Annotated in this window: 17 protein-coding genes; 9 read left to right on the top strand and 8 right to left on the bottom strand. The window is 64.0% G+C overall.

Annotated elements, in window-relative coordinates; translation table 11 throughout:
• The first annotated feature begins 189 nt into the window (after positions 1-189).
• The 9 genes from F6X62_RS18505 (at position 190) to F6X62_RS18545 (ending at position 10312) form a co-directional block, all read left to right on the top strand.
• The gene (locus F6X62_RS18505; RefSeq protein ID WP_153774358.1) at positions 190-1083 is read left to right on the top strand and encodes a LysR family transcriptional regulator; all 894 of its coding nucleotides are present in this window, start codon (positions 190-192) and stop codon (positions 1081-1083) included.
• A gap of 148 nt (positions 1084-1231) precedes the next feature.
• A complete protein-coding gene (gene acnA / locus F6X62_RS18510) occupies positions 1232-3889 on the top strand; it encodes an aconitate hydratase AcnA (protein ID WP_153774359.1) in 2658 nt (885 codons plus the stop codon).
• Positions 3890-4003: 114 nt separating this feature from the next.
• Positions 4004-5056, top strand: a complete 1053-nt coding sequence (locus F6X62_RS18515; protein ID WP_153774360.1) for a lactonase family protein — start codon at positions 4004-4006, stop codon at positions 5054-5056.
• 99 nt (positions 5057-5155) lie between these two features.
• On the top strand, positions 5156-5884 hold the full coding sequence (locus tag F6X62_RS18520; RefSeq protein WP_153774361.1) for a transporter substrate-binding domain-containing protein: 729 nt from the start codon (positions 5156-5158) through the stop codon (positions 5882-5884).
• A gap of 48 nt (positions 5885-5932) precedes the next feature.
• Positions 5933-7576 carry an acetolactate synthase large subunit gene (locus tag F6X62_RS18525; protein ID WP_065861364.1) on the top strand — a complete coding sequence of 548 codons (1644 nt, stop codon included), beginning with the start codon at positions 5933-5935 and terminating at the stop codon, positions 7574-7576.
• 151 nt (positions 7577-7727) lie between these two features.
• Positions 7728-8282, top strand: a complete 555-nt coding sequence (locus F6X62_RS18530; RefSeq protein WP_153774362.1) for a UPF0149 family protein — start codon at positions 7728-7730, stop codon at positions 8280-8282.
• A 273-nt stretch (positions 8283-8555) separates the two neighbouring features.
• Entirely contained in the window at positions 8556-9185 is a 630-nt protein-coding gene (locus tag F6X62_RS18535) for a glutathione S-transferase family protein (protein ID WP_054892945.1), read from the top strand.
• A 22-nt stretch (positions 9186-9207) separates the two neighbouring features.
• Complete coding sequence (locus tag F6X62_RS18540; RefSeq protein ID WP_153774363.1) at positions 9208-9378, top strand: hypothetical protein; 171 nt, start codon at positions 9208-9210, stop codon at positions 9376-9378.
• A gap of 37 nt (positions 9379-9415) precedes the next feature.
• A complete protein-coding gene (locus F6X62_RS18545; RefSeq protein ID WP_065861366.1) occupies positions 9416-10312 on the top strand; it encodes a LysR family transcriptional regulator in 897 nt (298 codons plus the stop codon).
• Between the two features lie 7 nt (positions 10313-10319).
• Here F6X62_RS18545 and F6X62_RS18550 read toward each other — a convergent pair whose 3' ends face one another.
• From F6X62_RS18550 to F6X62_RS18585, 8 genes are all read right to left on the bottom strand, one after another.
• Positions 10320-11183, bottom strand: coding sequence for an aldose 1-epimerase (locus F6X62_RS18550; protein WP_256674050.1), 864 nt, complete (start codon positions 11181-11183; stop codon positions 10320-10322).
• 26 nt (positions 11184-11209) lie between these two features.
• Positions 11210-12139, bottom strand: a complete 930-nt coding sequence (locus tag F6X62_RS18555; RefSeq protein WP_153774365.1) for a DMT family transporter — start codon at positions 12137-12139, stop codon at positions 11210-11212.
• A gap of 162 nt (positions 12140-12301) precedes the next feature.
• Positions 12302-13582: a TRAP transporter large permease gene (locus F6X62_RS18560; RefSeq protein WP_065861368.1), complete on the bottom strand. Its 1281-nt coding sequence runs from the start codon at positions 13580-13582 to the stop codon at positions 12302-12304.
• Positions 13583-14110, bottom strand: coding sequence for a TRAP transporter small permease (locus tag F6X62_RS18565; protein ID WP_054892940.1), 528 nt, complete (start codon positions 14108-14110; stop codon positions 13583-13585).
• A 63-nt stretch (positions 14111-14173) separates the two neighbouring features.
• Entirely contained in the window at positions 14174-15145 is a 972-nt protein-coding gene (locus F6X62_RS18570; RefSeq protein ID WP_054892939.1) for a TRAP transporter substrate-binding protein, read from the bottom strand.
• 62 nt (positions 15146-15207) lie between these two features.
• The gene (locus tag F6X62_RS18575; protein ID WP_153774366.1) at positions 15208-16089 is read right to left on the bottom strand and encodes an SMP-30/gluconolactonase/LRE family protein; all 882 of its coding nucleotides are present in this window, start codon (positions 16087-16089) and stop codon (positions 15208-15210) included.
• Between the two features lie 27 nt (positions 16090-16116).
• Entirely contained in the window at positions 16117-16923 is an 807-nt protein-coding gene (locus F6X62_RS18580) for an NAD(P)-dependent oxidoreductase (RefSeq protein ID WP_054892937.1), read from the bottom strand.
• Between the two features lie 97 nt (positions 16924-17020).
• Positions 17021-18259 carry an OprD family porin gene (locus F6X62_RS18585; protein ID WP_153774367.1) on the bottom strand — a complete coding sequence of 413 codons (1239 nt, stop codon included), beginning with the start codon at positions 18257-18259 and terminating at the stop codon, positions 17021-17023.
• Positions 18260-18505 lie beyond the last annotated feature (246 nt).

The following is an 18505-nucleotide window of genomic DNA, read 5'->3' on the forward strand; positions in this document are numbered from 1 at the left end:
CATGTGAGAGTAGGTCATCGTCAAGATTCATTTCGCAAAACCCCTATCTGCGCGAGCAGGTAGGGGTTTTGTCTTTCTGGCGTTCGCCAGGTAGCATCGCTCCCCCCCACGCCGACACCGCGCACGCCACGGGACAAGCCTGCCTCTACAGGGTATGGTGCACCTCTATTCCTCCCTGACCCGGCCCGCATGCGCTACGACCTCACCAGCCTGGACCTGTTCATCACTGTCGCCCAGGAACGCAATCTGACGCGCGCTGCCGGTATCAAGCACCTGGCAGTCTCGGCGATCAGCAAGCGCATCAGCGAACTTGAGGCGCAGATCGGGTCGCCGCTTCTGATTCGCAACGCGCGCGGTGTCGAGTTGACGCCTGCTGGCCAGTCCCTGCTCTATTACGCCCGTCAGCTCAAGCAGACCATGGCACAGCTGGACAACGAACTCAGCGAGTTCGCCGCAGGGGTCAAGGGTCATATCCGCATCCACGCCATCACTTCGGCGCTGTCGCAGTTCCTGCCCCAGGACATGGCTGGCTTCGCCCAGCTTTACCCACAGATCAAGTTCGATATCGAGGAAGGTATTGGCTCGGCGGTCGTCCGGGCTGTCGCCGACGATCACGCCGACCTCGGTATCATCTCCTCGCACACCGCCCCTCTGGGGCTTGAAACCTTGCCTTACCGGCACGATGAATTGGTGTTGGTGGTGCCAACCGAGCACGATCTGGCCAAGCGCCGCACCGTGCAGTTCAGCGAGGTGCTGGCGTATGAGTTCGTTGGCCCGCACCTGGACAGTACCCTGTACGGCCTGCTCACCGAACAGGCCAAGACGATGGGGCAACCGCTCAAGCTACGCCTCCGTATCAGCAGCTTCGACTGCATGTGTCGCATGGTCGCCAATGGCCTAGGTATTACCGTTCTGCCGCGTAGCGCGGTGGAGCCCTACGTGCGCAGCCATCGCCTCAAGTGTGTGACCTTGTCGGAGCCCTGGGCCCATCGCTCATTGCTGCTGGTATTCAAGAAGTACGAGATCGCCTCGCCGACGCTCAAGACCTTCATCGATCACCTGTGCGCTCCCTCCCAGCCATAACACCCCTTTCGAGCGTTCTCCGATGGAGAACGCTGACGTGGTAATCGATCAATTTTCACTCCGCGCTCCAGCGCCTAGCATTGGCCGACCTGCAGCGTCGTCGCCTGGACGACGACATGACAACGACAAGAAGCCGAGCGACACGCGCATGATCGACAATGCCCACCTGATGAGCCCCCTGCAGATCGACCAGGATCGCTTCACCTACCTCGATCTCAAGAAACTGCTGGCTCCCACCCAACTGCAACGCCTGCCTTACGCCATCCGCATCCTTCTGGAGAACGTGGCGCGCTGCGCTCCCGAGGCGCTGGATGCCGTGCTTGCCCGCGCCATCGGCGATGGACCGGACTGCGAGGTGCCATTCCAGCCCAACCGCCTGATGTTCCACGACACCACGTGCCTGCCGGCCCTGGCCGATTTTGCTGGAATGCGTGATGTGGTCGCTGAACAGGGCGGTGACCCGGCGGCGATGAACCCGCTGATTCCTGCGGTGCTGACCATCGACCATTCGGTGATCGTCGAACACTACGCAGAAGCCGATGCGGTGGAGCAGAACCTCGAGATCGATTTTCGTCGCAACAGCGAGCGCTATCGCTTCATCAAATGGGCGCAGAAGAGCCTGGACAATTTCGCTGTCATTCCACCGGGTACAGGCATCATCCACCAGATGAACATGGAGGCCCTGGCCAAGGTGGTGTGGGAAACCCGCACCGCCGAGGGTCAGCGTTTGCTGCACCCTGACGACATGGTCGCCACCGACAGCCACACGCCGATGATCAACGCCATCGGCGTGCTTGGCTGGGGTGTCGGTGGCCTGGAAGGGCAGGCGGCGATGGTGGGGGAGCCGGTGCCGATCAACTTCCCCCAGGTTATCGGTATTCGCGTCAGCAACGCCCTACGCCCTGGGGTGACCGCCACCGACCTGTCGCTGCACGTGGCCGAGATCCTGCGTCAGCGCTCGGTGGTGGGCAAGTTCGTCGAGTTCACAGGCCCGGGTCTATCGAACCTCGGCTGGGCTGCGCGTGGCACCGTATCGAACATGGCGCCCGAGTATGGCGCCACCGTCGTGTTCTTCCCCTTCGATGACCAGACCCTCGATTACCTCAAGCTCAGCGGTCGCTCCGCCGAGCTGTGCCTGCAGGCCGCCACCTACCTGCAGGTGCAGGGGCTCTATCGCCGCGACGACCTGCCGGAGCCTGAGTTCGACGAACTGATCGATCTCGACCTTGCCAGCATCGAGCCCAGCGTCGCAGGCCCCTACCAGCCGCACCAGCGTCAGCCGCTGTCGCGCGCCGGTGAGTCGTTCCGTGAACAGGTGCTGGGCGGTAGCGAGCTGATCGGTAATCGCTACCTCGAGCCCAGCTTCGGCGAGGCCATCGACCATGGCGCCGTAGTGCTCTCGGCCATCACCAGTTGCACCAACACCGCCAACCCCGCGCAGATGATCCAGGCCGGTCTGCTGGCCCGTCGCGCGCGGCACTTGGGGCTCAAGCGCAAGCCTTGGGTGAAGACCTCGCTGTCGCCTGGTTCGCGGGTGGTGGCTGACTACCTGAGCGAAGCCGACTTGCTGCAGGACTTCTCCGCCCTGGGCTTCGACCTGGCCGGGTTCGGCTGCATGACCTGCATCGGCAACTCCGGCAAGCTCGAGACGCATGTCGAGGCCTTTGCCGATCAAGGCCTGAAGGGGGTGGTGGTGCTTTCGGGCAACCGCAACTTCGAAGGTCGGGTAAACCCCAAGGTACCTGCAGGCTACCTGGCGTCGCCTGCACTGTGCATCGCCTTCGCCATTGCTGGGCGCATCGATATCGACCTGACCCGCGAACCGCTCGGTCAGGATAGCGCCGGTAACCCAGTTCACCTGCACGACCTGATGCCCCCCGATGACGAAGTGCAGGCGCTGGTGGCCCAGGTGGTCAAGCCCGAGTTCTTCCAGCAGCGCCTGGCCACGGTGTGGGACGGCACCCATCATTGGCAGGCCCTTTCGGCCGAGGGCAGCGTGCAGTTCCCCTGGGATGCGCGCTCGACCTACCTGCGCCGCCCGCAGTACCTGGCCGATATCCAGGCCGAACCCAAGGCGAGCCTGGCCATCGAGAATGCTCGCTCGTTGATGGTGTTGGGGGACAACGTCACCACCGACCATATCTCTCCGGCCGGCGCGATTCCCGCCAATAGCCTGGCTGGCCAGTGGCTGCTGGCTCGCGGCGAACAACCACAGGACCTCAATCAGTATTCGACCCGGCGCAGCAACCACGAAGTCATGCTGCGCGGTGCCTTCACCAACAAGTCGGTGAAAAACCGTCTGCTCGGTGACACCCACCCAGGCGTCGGCGCCTGGGCCTGGAATGCCGACCACAGTCAGTGCCTGCCGCTTTACGAAGCCGCGCAGAGCTATGCCGGTACCCCCATGGTGGTGTTCGCCGGTATCAATTACGGCGCGGGCTCCAGTCGCGATTGGGCGGCCAAGGCCCAGGCATTGCTCGGCGTGCGAGCCGTGGTGGCGCGCAGCATCGAGCGTATCCACCGCAGCAACTTGATCGGCATGGGCGTGCTGCCGTTGCTGTTCCCGACAGGGCAGGGCGTCGAAGACCTGCAGCTCGACGGCAGCGAGCAGTTCGACTTCATCGGCCTCGACGAACTGAGGGTCGGTGACAACCGTATCCGCCTGCAGGTGCGCCGCGTCGATGGCGGTGTCGATGAGGCCGAGCTCATCGCACGGTTCGACTCGCAGCAGGAGATCCGCTACCTCAGCAATGGCGGTGTGCTGCCCTACGTCATCCGCAAGGTGGTGCAACGCACCCGCGGCTGAGGCCCCCGGTACGAACGGTTGAACAGGGCGCGGACTTGCCTGGCAGCTCCGCGTCACTGACCATGGGCAGCCAGCCAGGTGATCCACCTATCCGCAACTGGGAGAACGACCCCTATGTACGCCTATGTCGGTTCGCGCACCACCCGGGAGCGCAACGCCCGCGGCGATGGCATCACCGTGTACCGCCTCGATCAGGCCAACGGCAGCCTGGAGCAGGTCCAGGTCGTCGGCGATCTGGTCAACCCGTCCTTCCTGGCGCTGAATCGAGCTGGTGATCGTCTCTACACGGTGCATGGCGACCTCGACGAGGTCAGCGCCTTCACCGTCGACAAGGTCACTGGTCGGCTCGCGTTCCTCAACCGACAGCGCTGCGAAGGCAAGAATCCGGTGCACCTGGCACTGGACCCGAGCGAGCGCTTCCTGGTGGTCTCGAACCACATCACCGGCACGCTTGCCGTGCTCGATGTCGAACAGGACGGCCGCCTCGGCACCCTCAACCAGTTACTCGAGCTCGAGGGGCCAATCGGCCCGCACCGCATCGAGCAGACCTTTGCCAAGCCGCACTTCAACCTCTTCGATGCCTCGGGCCAGTTTGTCCTGGTGCCGGACAAGGGGCTGGACCGGATATTCACCTTTCGCTTCGACAACGGCAGACTGCATCCCGCCGAGCAGCCTTTCGTCACTACCCGCGAAGGTGCCGGCCCGCGTCATGTCGCGCTGCACCCGAAGGCGCCGTTCGCCTATGTGATCAATGAGTTGGATTCGACCGTCACCACCTACCGCTTCGACCCCCGCAGCGGTGCGCTGCAGCCGTTGCAGATACTCTCCTCGCTACCCTCGAGCTACACCGGCAACAGCCGTGCCTCGGAGATCGAGATCGACCGCAGCGGGCGCTTCGTCTACGCCTCCAACCGCGGCTATGACAGCCTTGCCGTGTATGCGGTCGATGTCGCCAGCGGCCTGCTGAGCCTGGTCGAAGTGCAGCCCAGCGACGGCAAGACCCCACGCTTCTTCGCCCTCACCCCCAATCAGCGTTTCCTCTTCGCGCTCAACGAAGACAGTGACAGCATCGTGGCTTTCGCCGTCGATCCCGAGCAGGGGAGGCTGCGCCAGACCGGTTTCTCGGTGTCCACCGGCAGCCCGGTGTGCATGGTCTTTTCTGCCTGAGCTGATGCTCGGATCGGTGAGGGCCTTTTCGCGGGCAAGCCCGGTCCCACAGCCAGTAGCTGTAATCATCAATCCCACTCATAGCCCAGCGGAGTTCCAATGACTCTCACTATCCCCAAGACCGTCCTCGAAGAACTCGCCCCCGATGGCGTCCTGCGTGCTGCCATCAACTACGGCAACCCGGTCCTCGCCCAACGCGGCCCTGATGGCGAGCCCCAGGGCGTCTCGGTCGCCCTGGCCAGGCAGTTGGCCGCAGAACTGGGCGTGCGCCTTGAGATGCGTACCTTCGACGCTGCGGGCAAGGTGTTCGCCGCGCTGGAGGAGGGCGCCTGGACCTTGGCTTTCCTCGCCATCGAACCGGTGCGCGAGGCGCAGATCGCCTTCAGCGAGCCCTACGTGCTGATCGAGGGCACCTACCTGGTCAGGAAAGACGCTCCCTTCCAGCACGTCGACGAACTCGACCAAACCGGCTTGCGCCTGGCCGTCGGCAAAGGCGCGGCCTACGACCTCTACCTCAGCCGCACATTGCAGCATGCCGAACTGTGCCGCGCCGACACCTCCGCCGCAGCCGTCGATCTGTTTGTCGAAGAAAACCTCGACGCCGCCGCAGGTGTGCGCCAGCCTTTGCAGAAGGTCGCCGACACTGATCCACGCTACCGTGTGCTCGACGGTGCGTTCACCGCGATCCGTCAGGCCATGGCTGTTCCGAGGGGCTGCGACAATTCGGCTGCATTCGTACGTGACTTTGTCGAGCGTTGCCTGCGTCAAGGCTTTGTTCGGGGGGCTTTGCTGGCCACCGGGCAGACCGATGTCAGCGCACCGCGCTGACCGTCCCTGGACTCCACCCACGTCCAATCAATTGAGGTAACAAGCAAGATGGCCAAGGCCGCCGATGTCGTTGTGCAATGCCTGGAAAACGAAGGTGTCGAGTATGTGTTCGGCATTCCCGGCGAGGAGAACCTCGACCTGCTCGAATCCCTGCGCAAGTCGAAGATCAAGCTGGTACTGACCCGCCACGAGCAATCCGCAGGCTTCATGGCCGCCACCTATGGTCGCCTGACCGGCAAGACCGGCGTCAGCCTGTCGACCCTGGGCCCTGGTGCGACCAACCTGGTGACCGCCAGTGCCTACGCGTATCTGGGCGGCATGCCGATGATGATGATCACCGGCCAGAAGCCGATCAAGAAGTCCAAGCAGGGCCGCTTCCAGATCATCGACGTGTGCGGCATGATGGACCCCATCACCAAGTACACCCACCAGTTCGCCTCGGCCGACAACATCCCGGCGCGCATGCGCGAGGCCTTCCGCCTGGCCGAAGAAGAAAAGCCCGGTGCCGTGCACCTGGAACTGCCTGAAGACATCGCTGCCGAGCAGACCGACGCACTGCCGATCCCGCGCAGCCTGCACCGCCGCCCATTGGCCGAGCACGTGGCCATCGAAGCCGCCGTGCAGAAACTGCAGAACGCCCGCAACCCGATCCTGGTGATCGGTGCCGGTGCCAACCGCAAGATGACCGCCAAGGTCCTCAAGCAGCTGATCGACAAGACCGGCATCCCGTTCATCACCACGCAGATGGGTAAAGGCGTGGTCGACGAGCGCCACCCGCGCTTCCTGGGCAACGCGGCGCTGTCGTCCGGTGACTTCGTACACCGCGCTGTCGAAGCAGCTGACCTGATCATCAACATCGGCCACGACGTGATCGAGAAGCCGCCATTCTTCATGGTCCGTGGCGGCACCGAGGTCATTCACATCAGCTTCCGCTCCGCCGAAGTCGATGCCGTGTACTTCCCCCAGGTCGAAGTGATCGGCGACATTGCCAACGCCGTGTGGCAGATCAGTGAAGCGCTGACCGACACCTCGCACTGGGACTTCACCCGCCTGATGGCGATCCGTGAAGCCAACGAGGCGCAGATCGCCGAAGGTGCCGACGACGACCGCTTCCCGGTCTACCCGCAGCGCCTGGTTGCCGACATCCGTCGCGTGCTGCCCTCCGAAGGCATCGTCGCGCTGGACAACGGCATCTACAAGATCTGGTTCGCCCGCAACTACAAGGCGCACAAGCCCAACACCGTGCTGCTGGACAACGCCCTGGCGACCATGGGCGCCGGTCTGCCGTCGGCGATGGCTTCGCACCTGGTGTACCCGGACCGCCCGGTGATCTCGGTGTGCGGCGACGGTGGTTTCATGATGAACAGCCAGGAGCTGGAAACCGCCGTACGTCTGGGCATGCACATCACCGTGGTGATCCTGCGTGATGACGGCTACGGCATGATCCGCTGGAAGCAGGCCAACATGGGCTTCACCGACTTCGGCCTGGACTACGGCAACCCGGACTTCGTCAAGTACGCCGAAGCCTACGGCGCCAATGGCCACCGCGTGGAAAGCGCCGAAGGCCTGCTGCCGCTGCTCGAGCACTGCATCAAGACCCCAGGCGTGCATGTGATCGACTGCCCGGTCGACTACAGCGAGAACGACCGCATCCTCAACAGCGAGCTGCGTGAGCGCGCGCTGGCGGTGTAAGGCCTGAGGTGTCTTCGCGGGCAAGTCGGCTTCCCGGCAGGTTGGGGAAGCGGGCTTGCCCGCGATTGCATTGTGGCGGGCAACAAACGCTTCACCTTATTTTTCCCTGTGCTAGGGTGCACGCACATCCGCTTTTCAGGACACCTGCACCATGCTCCCGCCGCTCAGCGAAAAAGAACTCCACCGCCTCGAAGACCTCCTGATCACCTACGGCAACGATTACTCGGTACTCAACCTCGCCGAGCTCAACGGTTTCTTCACTGCGCTGGCCAGCTCCCCTGTCAGCGTAAATCCCGAGCAATGGCTGCCAGCCGTTGCCGGCGGCAAGGTGCCCAAGTTCAAGAAGCCCGCCCACGAGGAAGCCTACACTGCGCTGATGCTGCGCTACGCCGACCAGGTCGCCGAGCAGTTGGCCGAGAACCTCGACGGCTTCGAGCCGCTGTTCGAGGAAAGCGAGGGTGAGGAAGGGCCAGCGATCATTCTCGAAGAGTGGTGTTTCGGCTACATGCGCGGCACCCAGGTTGCCGAGTGGAGCGAGTTGCCAGCGCAGCAGGACGCCCTGCTCAAGGCTATTTCCCTGCATGGCCTGGAAGACAATTTCGAGCTGCTCGATGCGATGAGCTTCGACGAACATCAGGCCTGCGTGCCAGGCGTGATCGAGGCGGCCCGCGGTCTGTATCGCTATCAGAAGCTGGTACGCAACTGATCACTGGCGCTTCATGGCGAAGTCGAGACTCAGAGCAACCGGTGGCCATCGACCTGCTACCGCTGACATGTATTGCCGCGGCTGCTTCGCGGGCAAGCCCGCTCCCACCGGGTTTTAGGCAGCGCAGAGCTTGTATTATTCCGATCAGCGAAATTATGGATTGCTGGCCACACGGATTCTGTTGAACGGCGAACAGGTGCAGGATTCACTCCAGCAGCGCCACTCTTGGATACCGGCGCTCAGACCTCAACCCTTTGAACCGGAGTCCAGACCATGTCCAACCCTATCAAGCTCTATCACTTCCCCAAGTCCGGCCACGCTCATCGCGCCCTGCTGATGCTGTCGCTGCTCAAGCTGCAGCCGGAAGTCATCTTCGTCGACCTGGCCAAGGGCGAGCAGAAAAAGCCTGAGTTCCTGGCCCTCAACCCGTTCGGGCAGGTGCCTGTGATCGACGACAACGGCACCGTCATCGGCGACTCCAACGCCATCCTCGTCTACTTGGCCAAGACCTATGGCCAGGGCCGCTGGTTGCCCCAGGACGCTGCCGGCGAAGCCCGTGTACAACGCTGGCTGTCCATCGCCGCCGGCCCCGTCGCCTTCGGACCTGCCGCTGCCCGGCTGATCACCGTGTTCGGTGCAGGCTTCAATGCCGACGAAGTCATCGGTCGTGCCCACAACCTGCTCAAGGTGCTGGACGCTGAGCTGGGCAAGACGCCGTTCCTCACCGGCAGCGAGCCGAGCATCGCCGACGTCGCCAACTACTCCTATATCGCCCATGCGCCGGAAGGCAACGTGTCGCTGGAGGCCTACCCGAATGTGCGAGCGTGGCTGGCGCGGATCGAGGCACTGGACGGTTTCGTGGCGATGCCGCGCACTGCAGTAGGGCTGCAGGCCGAGGCCTGATCCACGCGAGAGGAGATGAGTGATGAACGTCGTCGAACCGCTCGAGCCGTATGCCGCGTGGCCTGGGGACAGCTGCCCTGATATCGACACGCTCGATGTCCCGGCGCTGCCCTGTGCTGCAGAGTGTGAGGCCAGTTACCTGCTGCCGCAGGTCATCACTCATCCCGACCTACTCATTCGCCCCGGCTGCTGAAATAATCGCACATCGTTTCCAGGCAGAAGGGCAGGGCATGGACCACATCCACCTGATGAAGGTATTCGTCGCCGTCGGCGAGCTGGAAAGCTTCGCTGGCGCGGCACGGCGGCTGGACATGTCGCCCGCTGCGGTGACCCGTGCGGTCAGCGCCCTCGAAGAACGCCTGGGGGTCAAGCTGCTGCTGCGTACCACCCGCAGCGTGCGCCTTACCGAGGCCGGTGGCCGTTATCTGGAAGACTGCCGCAGCATCCTCGCCAGTATCGCCGAGGCCAACGAGGCGGCTGCCGGGGTCAATGCCACGCCCAAGGGCGAACTGGCGGTGACCGCGCCGATCCTGTTCGGCAAGAAGTTCGTCATGCCGAGCATCGTGCGTTACCTGCAGCAGTACCCTGAGGTTGACGTGTCGGCCTACTTCCTCGATCGGGTGGTGAACATGGTCGAGGAGGGCATGGATGTGGCAGTGCGCATCGGCCAGTTGCCCGACTCCGGGCTCAAGGCCCTGCGTGTGGGCAAGGTCAGGCGCATGCTCTGCGCCTCGCCCGATTACCTTGCCAGGCACGGCGTACCGACTCACCCCTCCGAACTGCATGAGCATGTGGTGATCGCCACCACCAACCTGTCGCCACGTGCAGGCTGGCGCTTCGGGCTGACCGACGAGCCGACCATGGTGCGCATGAAGCCTCGCCTGACCGTGACCAGCAACGACGGTGCCATTGCCGCAGCATGCGCAGGCCTGGGTATCGCCCGGCTGCTGTCTTACCAAGTGGTCGAGGAGATCGCCAGCGGTCGCCTGCAGGTGGTGCTCGCCGATTTCGAGGAGGCGCCCTGGCCCATCCATATCCTGCACCGCGAGAGCAAGTACGGCTCGGCCAAGGTGCGCGCGTTCATCGACATGCTTGCCGCCGACGTGCGCGCCAAGGGCCTGGACTGACTGTCCGTCAGCCTGGCAGATAACGCAGGCGCAAACCCAGGCTGGCCTGCTCGCCCTGTTGCAGCAAGCGCAGCCCCGGTCGCCCGGGCAGGTGATGGGCGTTGATCGGGTGGCTGACCGGCTCGAAGCAGAAGAAGTCGCGATCCTGCGGACAGAACAACAGAAAGTGCTCGGCGCCGGTGGCCTGGCATTCCAGGCGATAACCCGCGTCGGGTTGTTCGATGGTGCACGTGCCTGTCCAGCCTGCGAAGGCGTGATCGATCTGGGTCGGTGGCAGGTGGCTGGCGCTGTCGAAGCGCCAGGCCTGCGGGATGGGTGCCAGCCGTGATGGCAGCTCACCGGTCTCGCCAAGCCACACCTGGCTGGCGGACGCCTGCAGGCGGGTGTCCGGATACCGCGGAAAGTACGGGTGCAGGCCCAGCCCGTGCCAGGTCGCCTGAGCGGCAAGGTGAGTGACGTGCAGCTCCAGGTCAAGACGCCCCTCGTGCAGGTGCACATCCAGCATTGCCTGGTAGGCAAAGGGCTGCTGGCTGTCGAGGATCAGACGTGCTCGCCGCTGGCTGTGGTGCTCCACGCGCCACGGTTGCTGCCAGGCGCTGCCGTGGATCGGGTAGGGATCGTGGTCGGTGTTCGCGGCCAGGGCCTGCCAGCCGTCCGGGCGGGTGAAGCCGCCTGCGGCGATGCGATTGGACCAGGGCACCAGCGGATAGCAGGCCAGGCGCCGGGGTGAGCCGCTGGCGCGTGCTGCGGCGTCGCTGTGGCGCAACAACGCCTGGCCGGTGGCCTTGACCTGCCAGTTGACCAGGCTGGCGCCCAGCGCGGGGGCCAGGGTGAGGCGGGTCAGGCGGTCCTGCAGGTGCAGTTCGGTCATTGCGCTGTTCTCCGGCAGGGCCGTGATCATTTCGCCGCGGGCTGACGGCGGTACGTCAGCAGCACGATGCCACTGACCACCACCGCCCCCCCGAGCAGTTGCAGGCCGCTCAACTGTTGGTCGAGCAGGGCCCATCCCAGCAGCAGGGTGGCGATCGGTTCGATGTTCATCACTGGCGCGTTCTGCGCCATGTTCAGCCGTGGCACGCAAACGAACAGCAGGGTGAATGCCACCCCGTACAGCACCACCAGGCTGGCCAGGGCCATCCATCCACCTGCGCTGCCCGGCAACGACAGGCCCGCCGGCACCCAACCACCAGCGCCTGCCACCAGCATGCTGGTGAACACGATCAGCAAGGTCAGCAGGCTGCGGACCGGGCCATGCACAGCGGCCAGCTTGTTGTCGGTGATCCACAACGCACAGGCGAACACGCAGGCGGCACAGAAGGCCAGGCTGACCCCGAGGGTCCAGTGCGGATTGCTCGCGCCACTGTCGGCCAGGCGCCCCGGCACATCCAGGGCCAGCACCAGGCCGCAGAGGATCAGGGCCATGAACATCACTGTGCGCCCGGTTGGACGTATGCCGTTGAGCGCCCAGTTGAGCAGCGCCAGCAGAATCGGGAAGGTGTTGCCCACCAGCAGTGCCAACGCCACCGGGATGCGCGCCACCGCCGAGTACAGGCACAGGCTCTGGGTGGCGATCAGCAGCCCCAGCAGCAATTGCCAGCGCCGGGTGCCGCTGGGCAGCCCGACGGCCTGGCGCTGCCAGAGCACCAGGCTGGCCAGGGCCAGGAAGGTGATGCCCGAGCGGCAGAGAATCGCCAGCAGCACGCCGGTGCCGTCATCGAAGGCGATGCGTGCGGCGATGTGGTTGCCGGCGAACGAGCAGGCCAGCAGCGCCAGGAGGGCGATGGCCAGCTTGCGCGGGAAGAGGGACGGTGAGACGGGAACAGCCATGTGCAGGATCCATTTGCAAAAGAGGTCGACAGTGGGGCTTGCAGAGGCGGGGCCTACGCCAAGGACACCGCACTGCATGGCACCCGCTCTGCCGGTGATCGCGGGACAAGTCGGGGCGTCGAACCGCCGCTCCCACCGGGATAGAGCAGGCTGTCCGCGAACTTACAGAACCACGCTTGGCAGCCACAGCGAGATGGCAGGGATGTAGGTCACCGCCATCAGTACCATGAACAGCGCCAGGTAGAACGGCAGCAGCGCCTTGACCGTCGCCTCGATACTGACCTTGCCGATCGCCGAGCCGACGAACAGCACCGCCCCCACCGGCGGGGTGATCAGGCCGATACCGAGGTTGACCAGCATGATCATGCCGAAGTGCACAGGGTCCACGCCGATGCCGGTGATCACCGGCAGCAGGATCGGGGTGAGGATCAGGATCAGCGGCGCCATGTCCATCACCGTGCCCAGCAGCAGGAGCATGAAGTTGATGCACATCAGGATCACGTAGCGGTTGTCCGATAGGGTCAGGAACGCGGTGGTGATCTTCGACGGGATCTGCATCAGCGTCATCACATAGCCGAAGCTGGCTGCGAAGCCGATCAGGATCATCACGATGGAGATGGTCCGCACCGTGCGATGCATCAGCTTGGGCAGGTCGCGCCACTTGTAGTCGCGGTAGATGAACATGGTCACGAAGAACGACCATACCACCGCCACGGCCGCCGACTCGGTGGCGGTGAACACGCCCGAGAGAATGCCGCCGAGGATGATCACCATGGCCATCAGGCCCCAAAGCGCTTCACCGGCGATCTTCAGCGCCTGGCGCATCGGGATCACCTCGCCCTTGGGGTAGTTGCGCTTCTTGGCGAACAACAGGCACAGGCCCATCATCACCGCACTGAGCAGCAGGCCAGGCATCACCCCGGCCATGAACAGCGAGGCGATCGATACCGTGCCGCCTGCGGCCAGCGAATAGAGCACCGAGTTGTGGCTTGGTGGGGTGAGCAATGCCTGCACCGAGCCGCTGACGGTCACCGCCGTGGAGAATTCACGCGGATAGCCCTTGCGCTCCATCTCCGGGATCAGCACCGAACCGACCGAGGCCGTGTCGGCCACCGAGGAGCCGGAAATCGCGCCGAAGAAGGTCGAGGCCATGATATTGACCAGCGACAGCCCGCCACGCACGAAGCCCACCAGCACCCCGGCGAAGGCCACCAGGCGCCGCGACATGCCGCCCTCGGCCATGATCGCACCGGCCAGCACGAAGAACGGAATGGCCAGCAGCGAGAACTTGTTAACCCCGCTTGCCACCTGGATCATCATCGCCTGCAGCGGAATGTCGATCCACCAGGCACCGATCAGTGCAGAGAGCCCCAGGGCATAAGCCACCGGCATGCCCAGCAGGATGAGCGCGATGAAACTGCCCAACAGAATGAACGCATCCATTTATGCCGCTCCTTCGCTTTCTTCCACCAGGTCGAAGCGCACCACCTTGCGGTTGCTCTGATCGCCCAGCACGAGTTTTTCCAGCACGAAGATCAAGGTCAGCACGCCGCCCACCGGGATCGGCGCATAGGTCATGCCCACCCGCACACCCGGCAGCGAGGCCAGAAACTGGTTCCACGTCGTGATGCACAGCTTGGTGCCGTACCAGGTCATGAACAGGCACACCACGATCATCAGCACCTGCACCAGCACGCCAACCAGCTGGCGCAGTGGGGCGGGCATGCGATCGGTAAGCATCGCCACCGCCATGTGTGCGCCGGCGCGGTAGCTGGCGGCGGCGCCGACGAAGGTGAACACCACCATCAGCAGGATTGCGACCGGCTCCGGCCAACTGGAGCCGGTGCCGAGTACGTAACGGGCGAAGATGCCCCAGGGAATGATCAGCGACATGGTCAGGATCGACAGGCCAGCGATCCAGATGCAGCTGCTGTAGAGCCTGTCGTTCAGGCGCAGGAAAAACGTTTTCATGGGCATCACCAAGGCGGCGGCACGGCGGGCACCGTGCTGCCGGGGTCGTCTGGAAGAAGTGGCTTACTCGACCGCGTCGATACGCTTCATCAGGTCGGCGTACTGCGCACCGTATTTTTCGCGTACCGGGGCGGTGGCGTCATAGAACGGCTTGGTGTCCACTGCGATGAACTCGACACCCGCGGCCTTGAGCTTCTGTTCGCTGGCGGCAGACTTGGCGTCCCACAGTTCGCGCTCTTCCATCTGAGCTTCACGTGCGACTTTCTTCACCAGCGCCTGCTGGTCGGCCGTGAGCTTGTTCCAGGTGGTCTTGGACATCACCACCGGCTCCGGCAGGATCAAGTGGTTGGTCAGGGTGAAGTACTTGGCGCTCTGGTAGTGGTTGTGCTCGAGCAGGGTCGGCGGGTTGTTTTCGGCGCCGTCGATCACCCCGGTCTGCAGGGCGCTGAAGATCTCGCCGGTGTCCATGGCGATGCCGTTGCCGCCCATGGCGTTGATCATGTCGATGAACAGCGGGTTGCCCTGCACGCGGATCTTCATGCCCTTGAGGTCATCGATGCTGCGCACCGGCTTCTTGGTGTAGATGCTGCGCGAGCCGCCATCCATCCAGGCCAGGGCCACCAGGTTGAATTCGGAGTTGGTGATCTTGTCGAGAATCTCCTGGCCGATCTCGCCATCGATGATCTTGCGCATGTGCGCCTGGTCGCGGAACACGAATGGCATGTTGAACACGTTCACATCCGGCACCACCGGGCCGACGATGCCCAGGCTCACGCGGGTCATCTGCACCGCGCCGATCTGCGCCTGCTCGATGACTTCCTTTTCCGAGCCGAGCACCCCGCCGGCGAACATCTTGAAGGTGATATCGCCATTGCTGGCCTGTTCGAGTTTCTTGCCCATGTTCTGCTCGGCGACCACGGTCGGGTAGCCGGCTGGGTGGATCTCGGCGAACTTGATGTCCAGTGCGCTGGCGGCACTGGACAGACCGAGGGCCAAGGGGAGGGCGGCAAGAAGCAACGTGCGTTTGAAGGTCATGATGAAACTCCGTGGTTTTTATTATCTGGTTTCGGTCGTGCAGGTGTTGGTGAGGTGGGCGCTCAGCCCTGCCAGGGTGTTTCCTCCAGGCCTTTGACGCCGGGGTTCAGGGCGAACACGCCGCCGGCCAGGGGCTGGTCGGCGAGGTCGATGCCGCCGGGGCGGATCGAGGTGACGAACAAGGTATCGAGGTGGGTGCCACCGAAGGCGCACATCGCCGGCTTCTTCACCGGCACGCGCAGCGAGCGGTCCAGGCGGCCATCGGGGGTAAAGCGGTGGATCACCCCCTCGTCATTGCCGCAGATCCAGTAGCAGCCGTCCTGATCGACAGCCGCACCATCGGGGCGGCCGGGATGCTCGCGCATATCGACGAACAGCTGCCGGTTATGGGGCGTACCACTGTCGATGTCGTAGTCGAACGACCAGATCGTCTGCACCGTCGGGTGCGAGTCGGACAAGTACATGCGCGTGCCGTCCGGGCTGAAGGCCAGGCCGTTGGGCACGATCATGCCCTCGAGTTGACGGTGCAGACGCTGGCCGTCGTATCGGTACAGCGCGCCTACCTGGGCGCCCTGCTGCATGTCCATCAGCATGGTGCCGGCCCAGAAACGGCCCTGGCGGTCGCAGCGCCCGTCGTTGAAGCGCATCCCGTCGCGGGCGTGCTCGACGCTGGCCAGGCGGGTGCCGAGCAGGCGCCCATCCTCGGTCGGGTCGAGGGTGAACAGGCCGCTCTCCATCGCCCCGACCCAGCCCTGTGCGCCATGGGCGATGCAGGCCAGCATTTCATCGCCCTGCCAGACGTCGTGGTTGCCATCGGCCAGGCGCCAGCGGTGCAGTTGGCGGGCGGGAATATCGACCCAGTACAGGGCCTGCTCGCCGGCATGCCACACCGGGCTTTCCCCGGTGGCGTTGCGCGCGTCGACGATCAGTTCACAGTGCTGCATGGTGCTGCTCCTTGCACGCAGTGGCGGTCAGTCGAAGGGGCCGGCAGCGACGAAGGCGCCGCCCTGGTAGACCATGCTTGGATCGTCGGCGGGAGGCGCGGGCCTTGATTCGACGTCGGCGCGGAACACCTCCGAACTGTCCTTGGGCTGGTAGCCCAGGTGTTCGGCGTGGCGGTTGTCCCACCAGACGGTGCGGTTGTCGGAGGCGCCATAGACCACGGTGTGGCCGACGTCAGGGGTGCGCAGGCTGCGTTCGATGAGTTGCAGCAGGTCGTCGTAGCTCAGCCAGGTGCAGAGCATTCGTGGGTTCTGCGGTTGCGGGAAGGACGAGCCGATACGGATGCTGACGGTCTCGATGCCGTAGCGGTCGAAGTAGAAGCTGGCCAGGTCCTCGCCGTAGCTCTTGGACAAGCCGTAGTAGCCATCGGGGCGGCGAGGAGAGTGGGCATCGAGCCGCTCGTCCTGGCGATAGAACCCGATCACGTGGTTGGAACTGGCGAAGACCACGCGTTTTACCCCGTGCTTGCGCGCCGCTTCGTAGATGTGGAACACCCCGCAGATATTGGGGCCGAGGATATCCTCGAAACTGTGCTCGGTGGACACCCCGCCAAAATGCAGGATGGCATCGACGCCTTCGACCAGCGCGTGTACCGCAGCCTTGTCGGCCAGGTCGCAGGTGATCACTTCTTCATGCGGACCGGCAGCAGGTGCCATTGGAGCGATATCGGAAAGGCGCAGGACTTCGGCGCTGCCTTTGAGGCGTTCGCGAAGCACCTTGCCCAGGCCGCCTGCCGCTCCGGTGAGCAGCAGGCGTTTGAAGGGAGTAGTGGTCATGGCCAGCTCTTGTCGTTGATTGTTGTAGGTTGTCGTACGACATAGGTCGATTATCGACAGCGAATTCGCGGCTTGTCAATGCATGGATGGCATCGGTCTACAGGATCGACAGCGGATAGTTGAAGATCAGCCGGTTCTCGTCGAACTCGTTGTTGCTGAAGCTGCGGCGGATGTTGGAGTTGCGCCACTTCACGCTGAGATCCTTGAACGGGCCGCTCTGGATCACGTAGGCCAGTTCCGATTCACGCACCCACTCCTTGCCATCGCTCACCGCGCCGCTGTGCACATCGCGGCCGCTGATGTAGCGGTTCATCATGCTCAGGCCTGGGATGCCGACGGTGACGAAGTTGAAGTCGTGGCGCACCTGCCAGGAGCGTTCGTTGGCGTTGTCGAAGCTGGCGTTGTAGCTGTCGTTGGCCAGGGTGCCGCCGCTGGTGCCGTTGACCCGCATCCAGGTATCGCCGCTGACCTTCTGCAGGCCGACCCAGAAGGTATGGCCGGCATAGCGCGCCGAGAACATGCCCGAGTAGGTCTTGTTGTCCAGTTTGCCGGCGCGTTCGGCGCCGTCGTCCTCGCCCTGGAAGTAGCCGAGGTTGGCGCCCAGGGTCCAGTCGCCCAGTGGCTGGCTGTGGCTCAGTTGCAGGTACTGCTGCTGGTAGACATCCTTGAGTTGGGCATTCCACAGCCCGACCAGGGTGCGCTTGTCGTTGAAGCTGTACTCGCCGCCGACGAAGTTGAAGCGGTCGGACACCCCACCGCCGAAACTCATGTCTTCCATGCTCGCATCGTTGCGTGGGCTGTTGCCGCGGAACTGCCCGCCGTAGAGCGTCAGACCGGCGATCTCGCTGGACGTCACCTGACCCCCACGGAAGGTCTGCGGCAGCGAGCGGCCATCGTCGGAGCGCAGGATCGGCAGTACCGGCATCCACTCGCCGATCTTCAGCTCGGTCTTGGAGATGCGCGCTTTACCTGCCACGGCCAGGCGTCCGAAATCGTCTGCCGGGCGGCCGTCGTCATGGCGTGGCAGCAGGGCCGTGCCATAAGTGCCGCCACCACCGTCGAGCTTGACCGACCACAACCCCAGCACATCCACGCCGAAGCCGATCGGCCCCTCGGTGAATCCCGAGCGGGCGTCGAGGATGAAGCTTTGGGTCCATTCCTCGGCCTTGCTTTGCGGGTTGCTCGGGTCGACGAAGTTGCGGTTGATGTAGAAGTTGCGCAGGTTCAGGGTCGCCTTGGAATCTTCGATGAAGCCGGCGGCCAGTGCAGCGTCGGGCAGTGATCCCAGGGCGGTGGCGCCGAACAGGGCGAAGGGCAGGGTCTGGCGGATTTTCATTATTGTTGTGCTCCCAGCAGTGAGGCAGCCGCCTGCCAGGCGCGCGCAAGCGACCGATGACAGGGGCGGTGGGGTTGATGGCCCGTCGTGGGCCAAGGTGCAGCGCGCGGATCGGGCGCTCAGGTACCCGTCGCTGCCAGCGATGTGGCGCGGCGGCGAATGTTGGAAAGAGAGGGAGGCGAATAGCGTGGGTAGGATGTCGACATGATGGGCTTCACTGATTGTTGTTTTTGTTGTGTGTTGTCG

It is taken from the genome of Pseudomonas sp. MNR3A (assembly GCF_009650575.1).
Lineage (GTDB): Bacteria > Pseudomonadota > Gammaproteobacteria > Pseudomonadales > Pseudomonadaceae > Aquipseudomonas > Aquipseudomonas machongensis.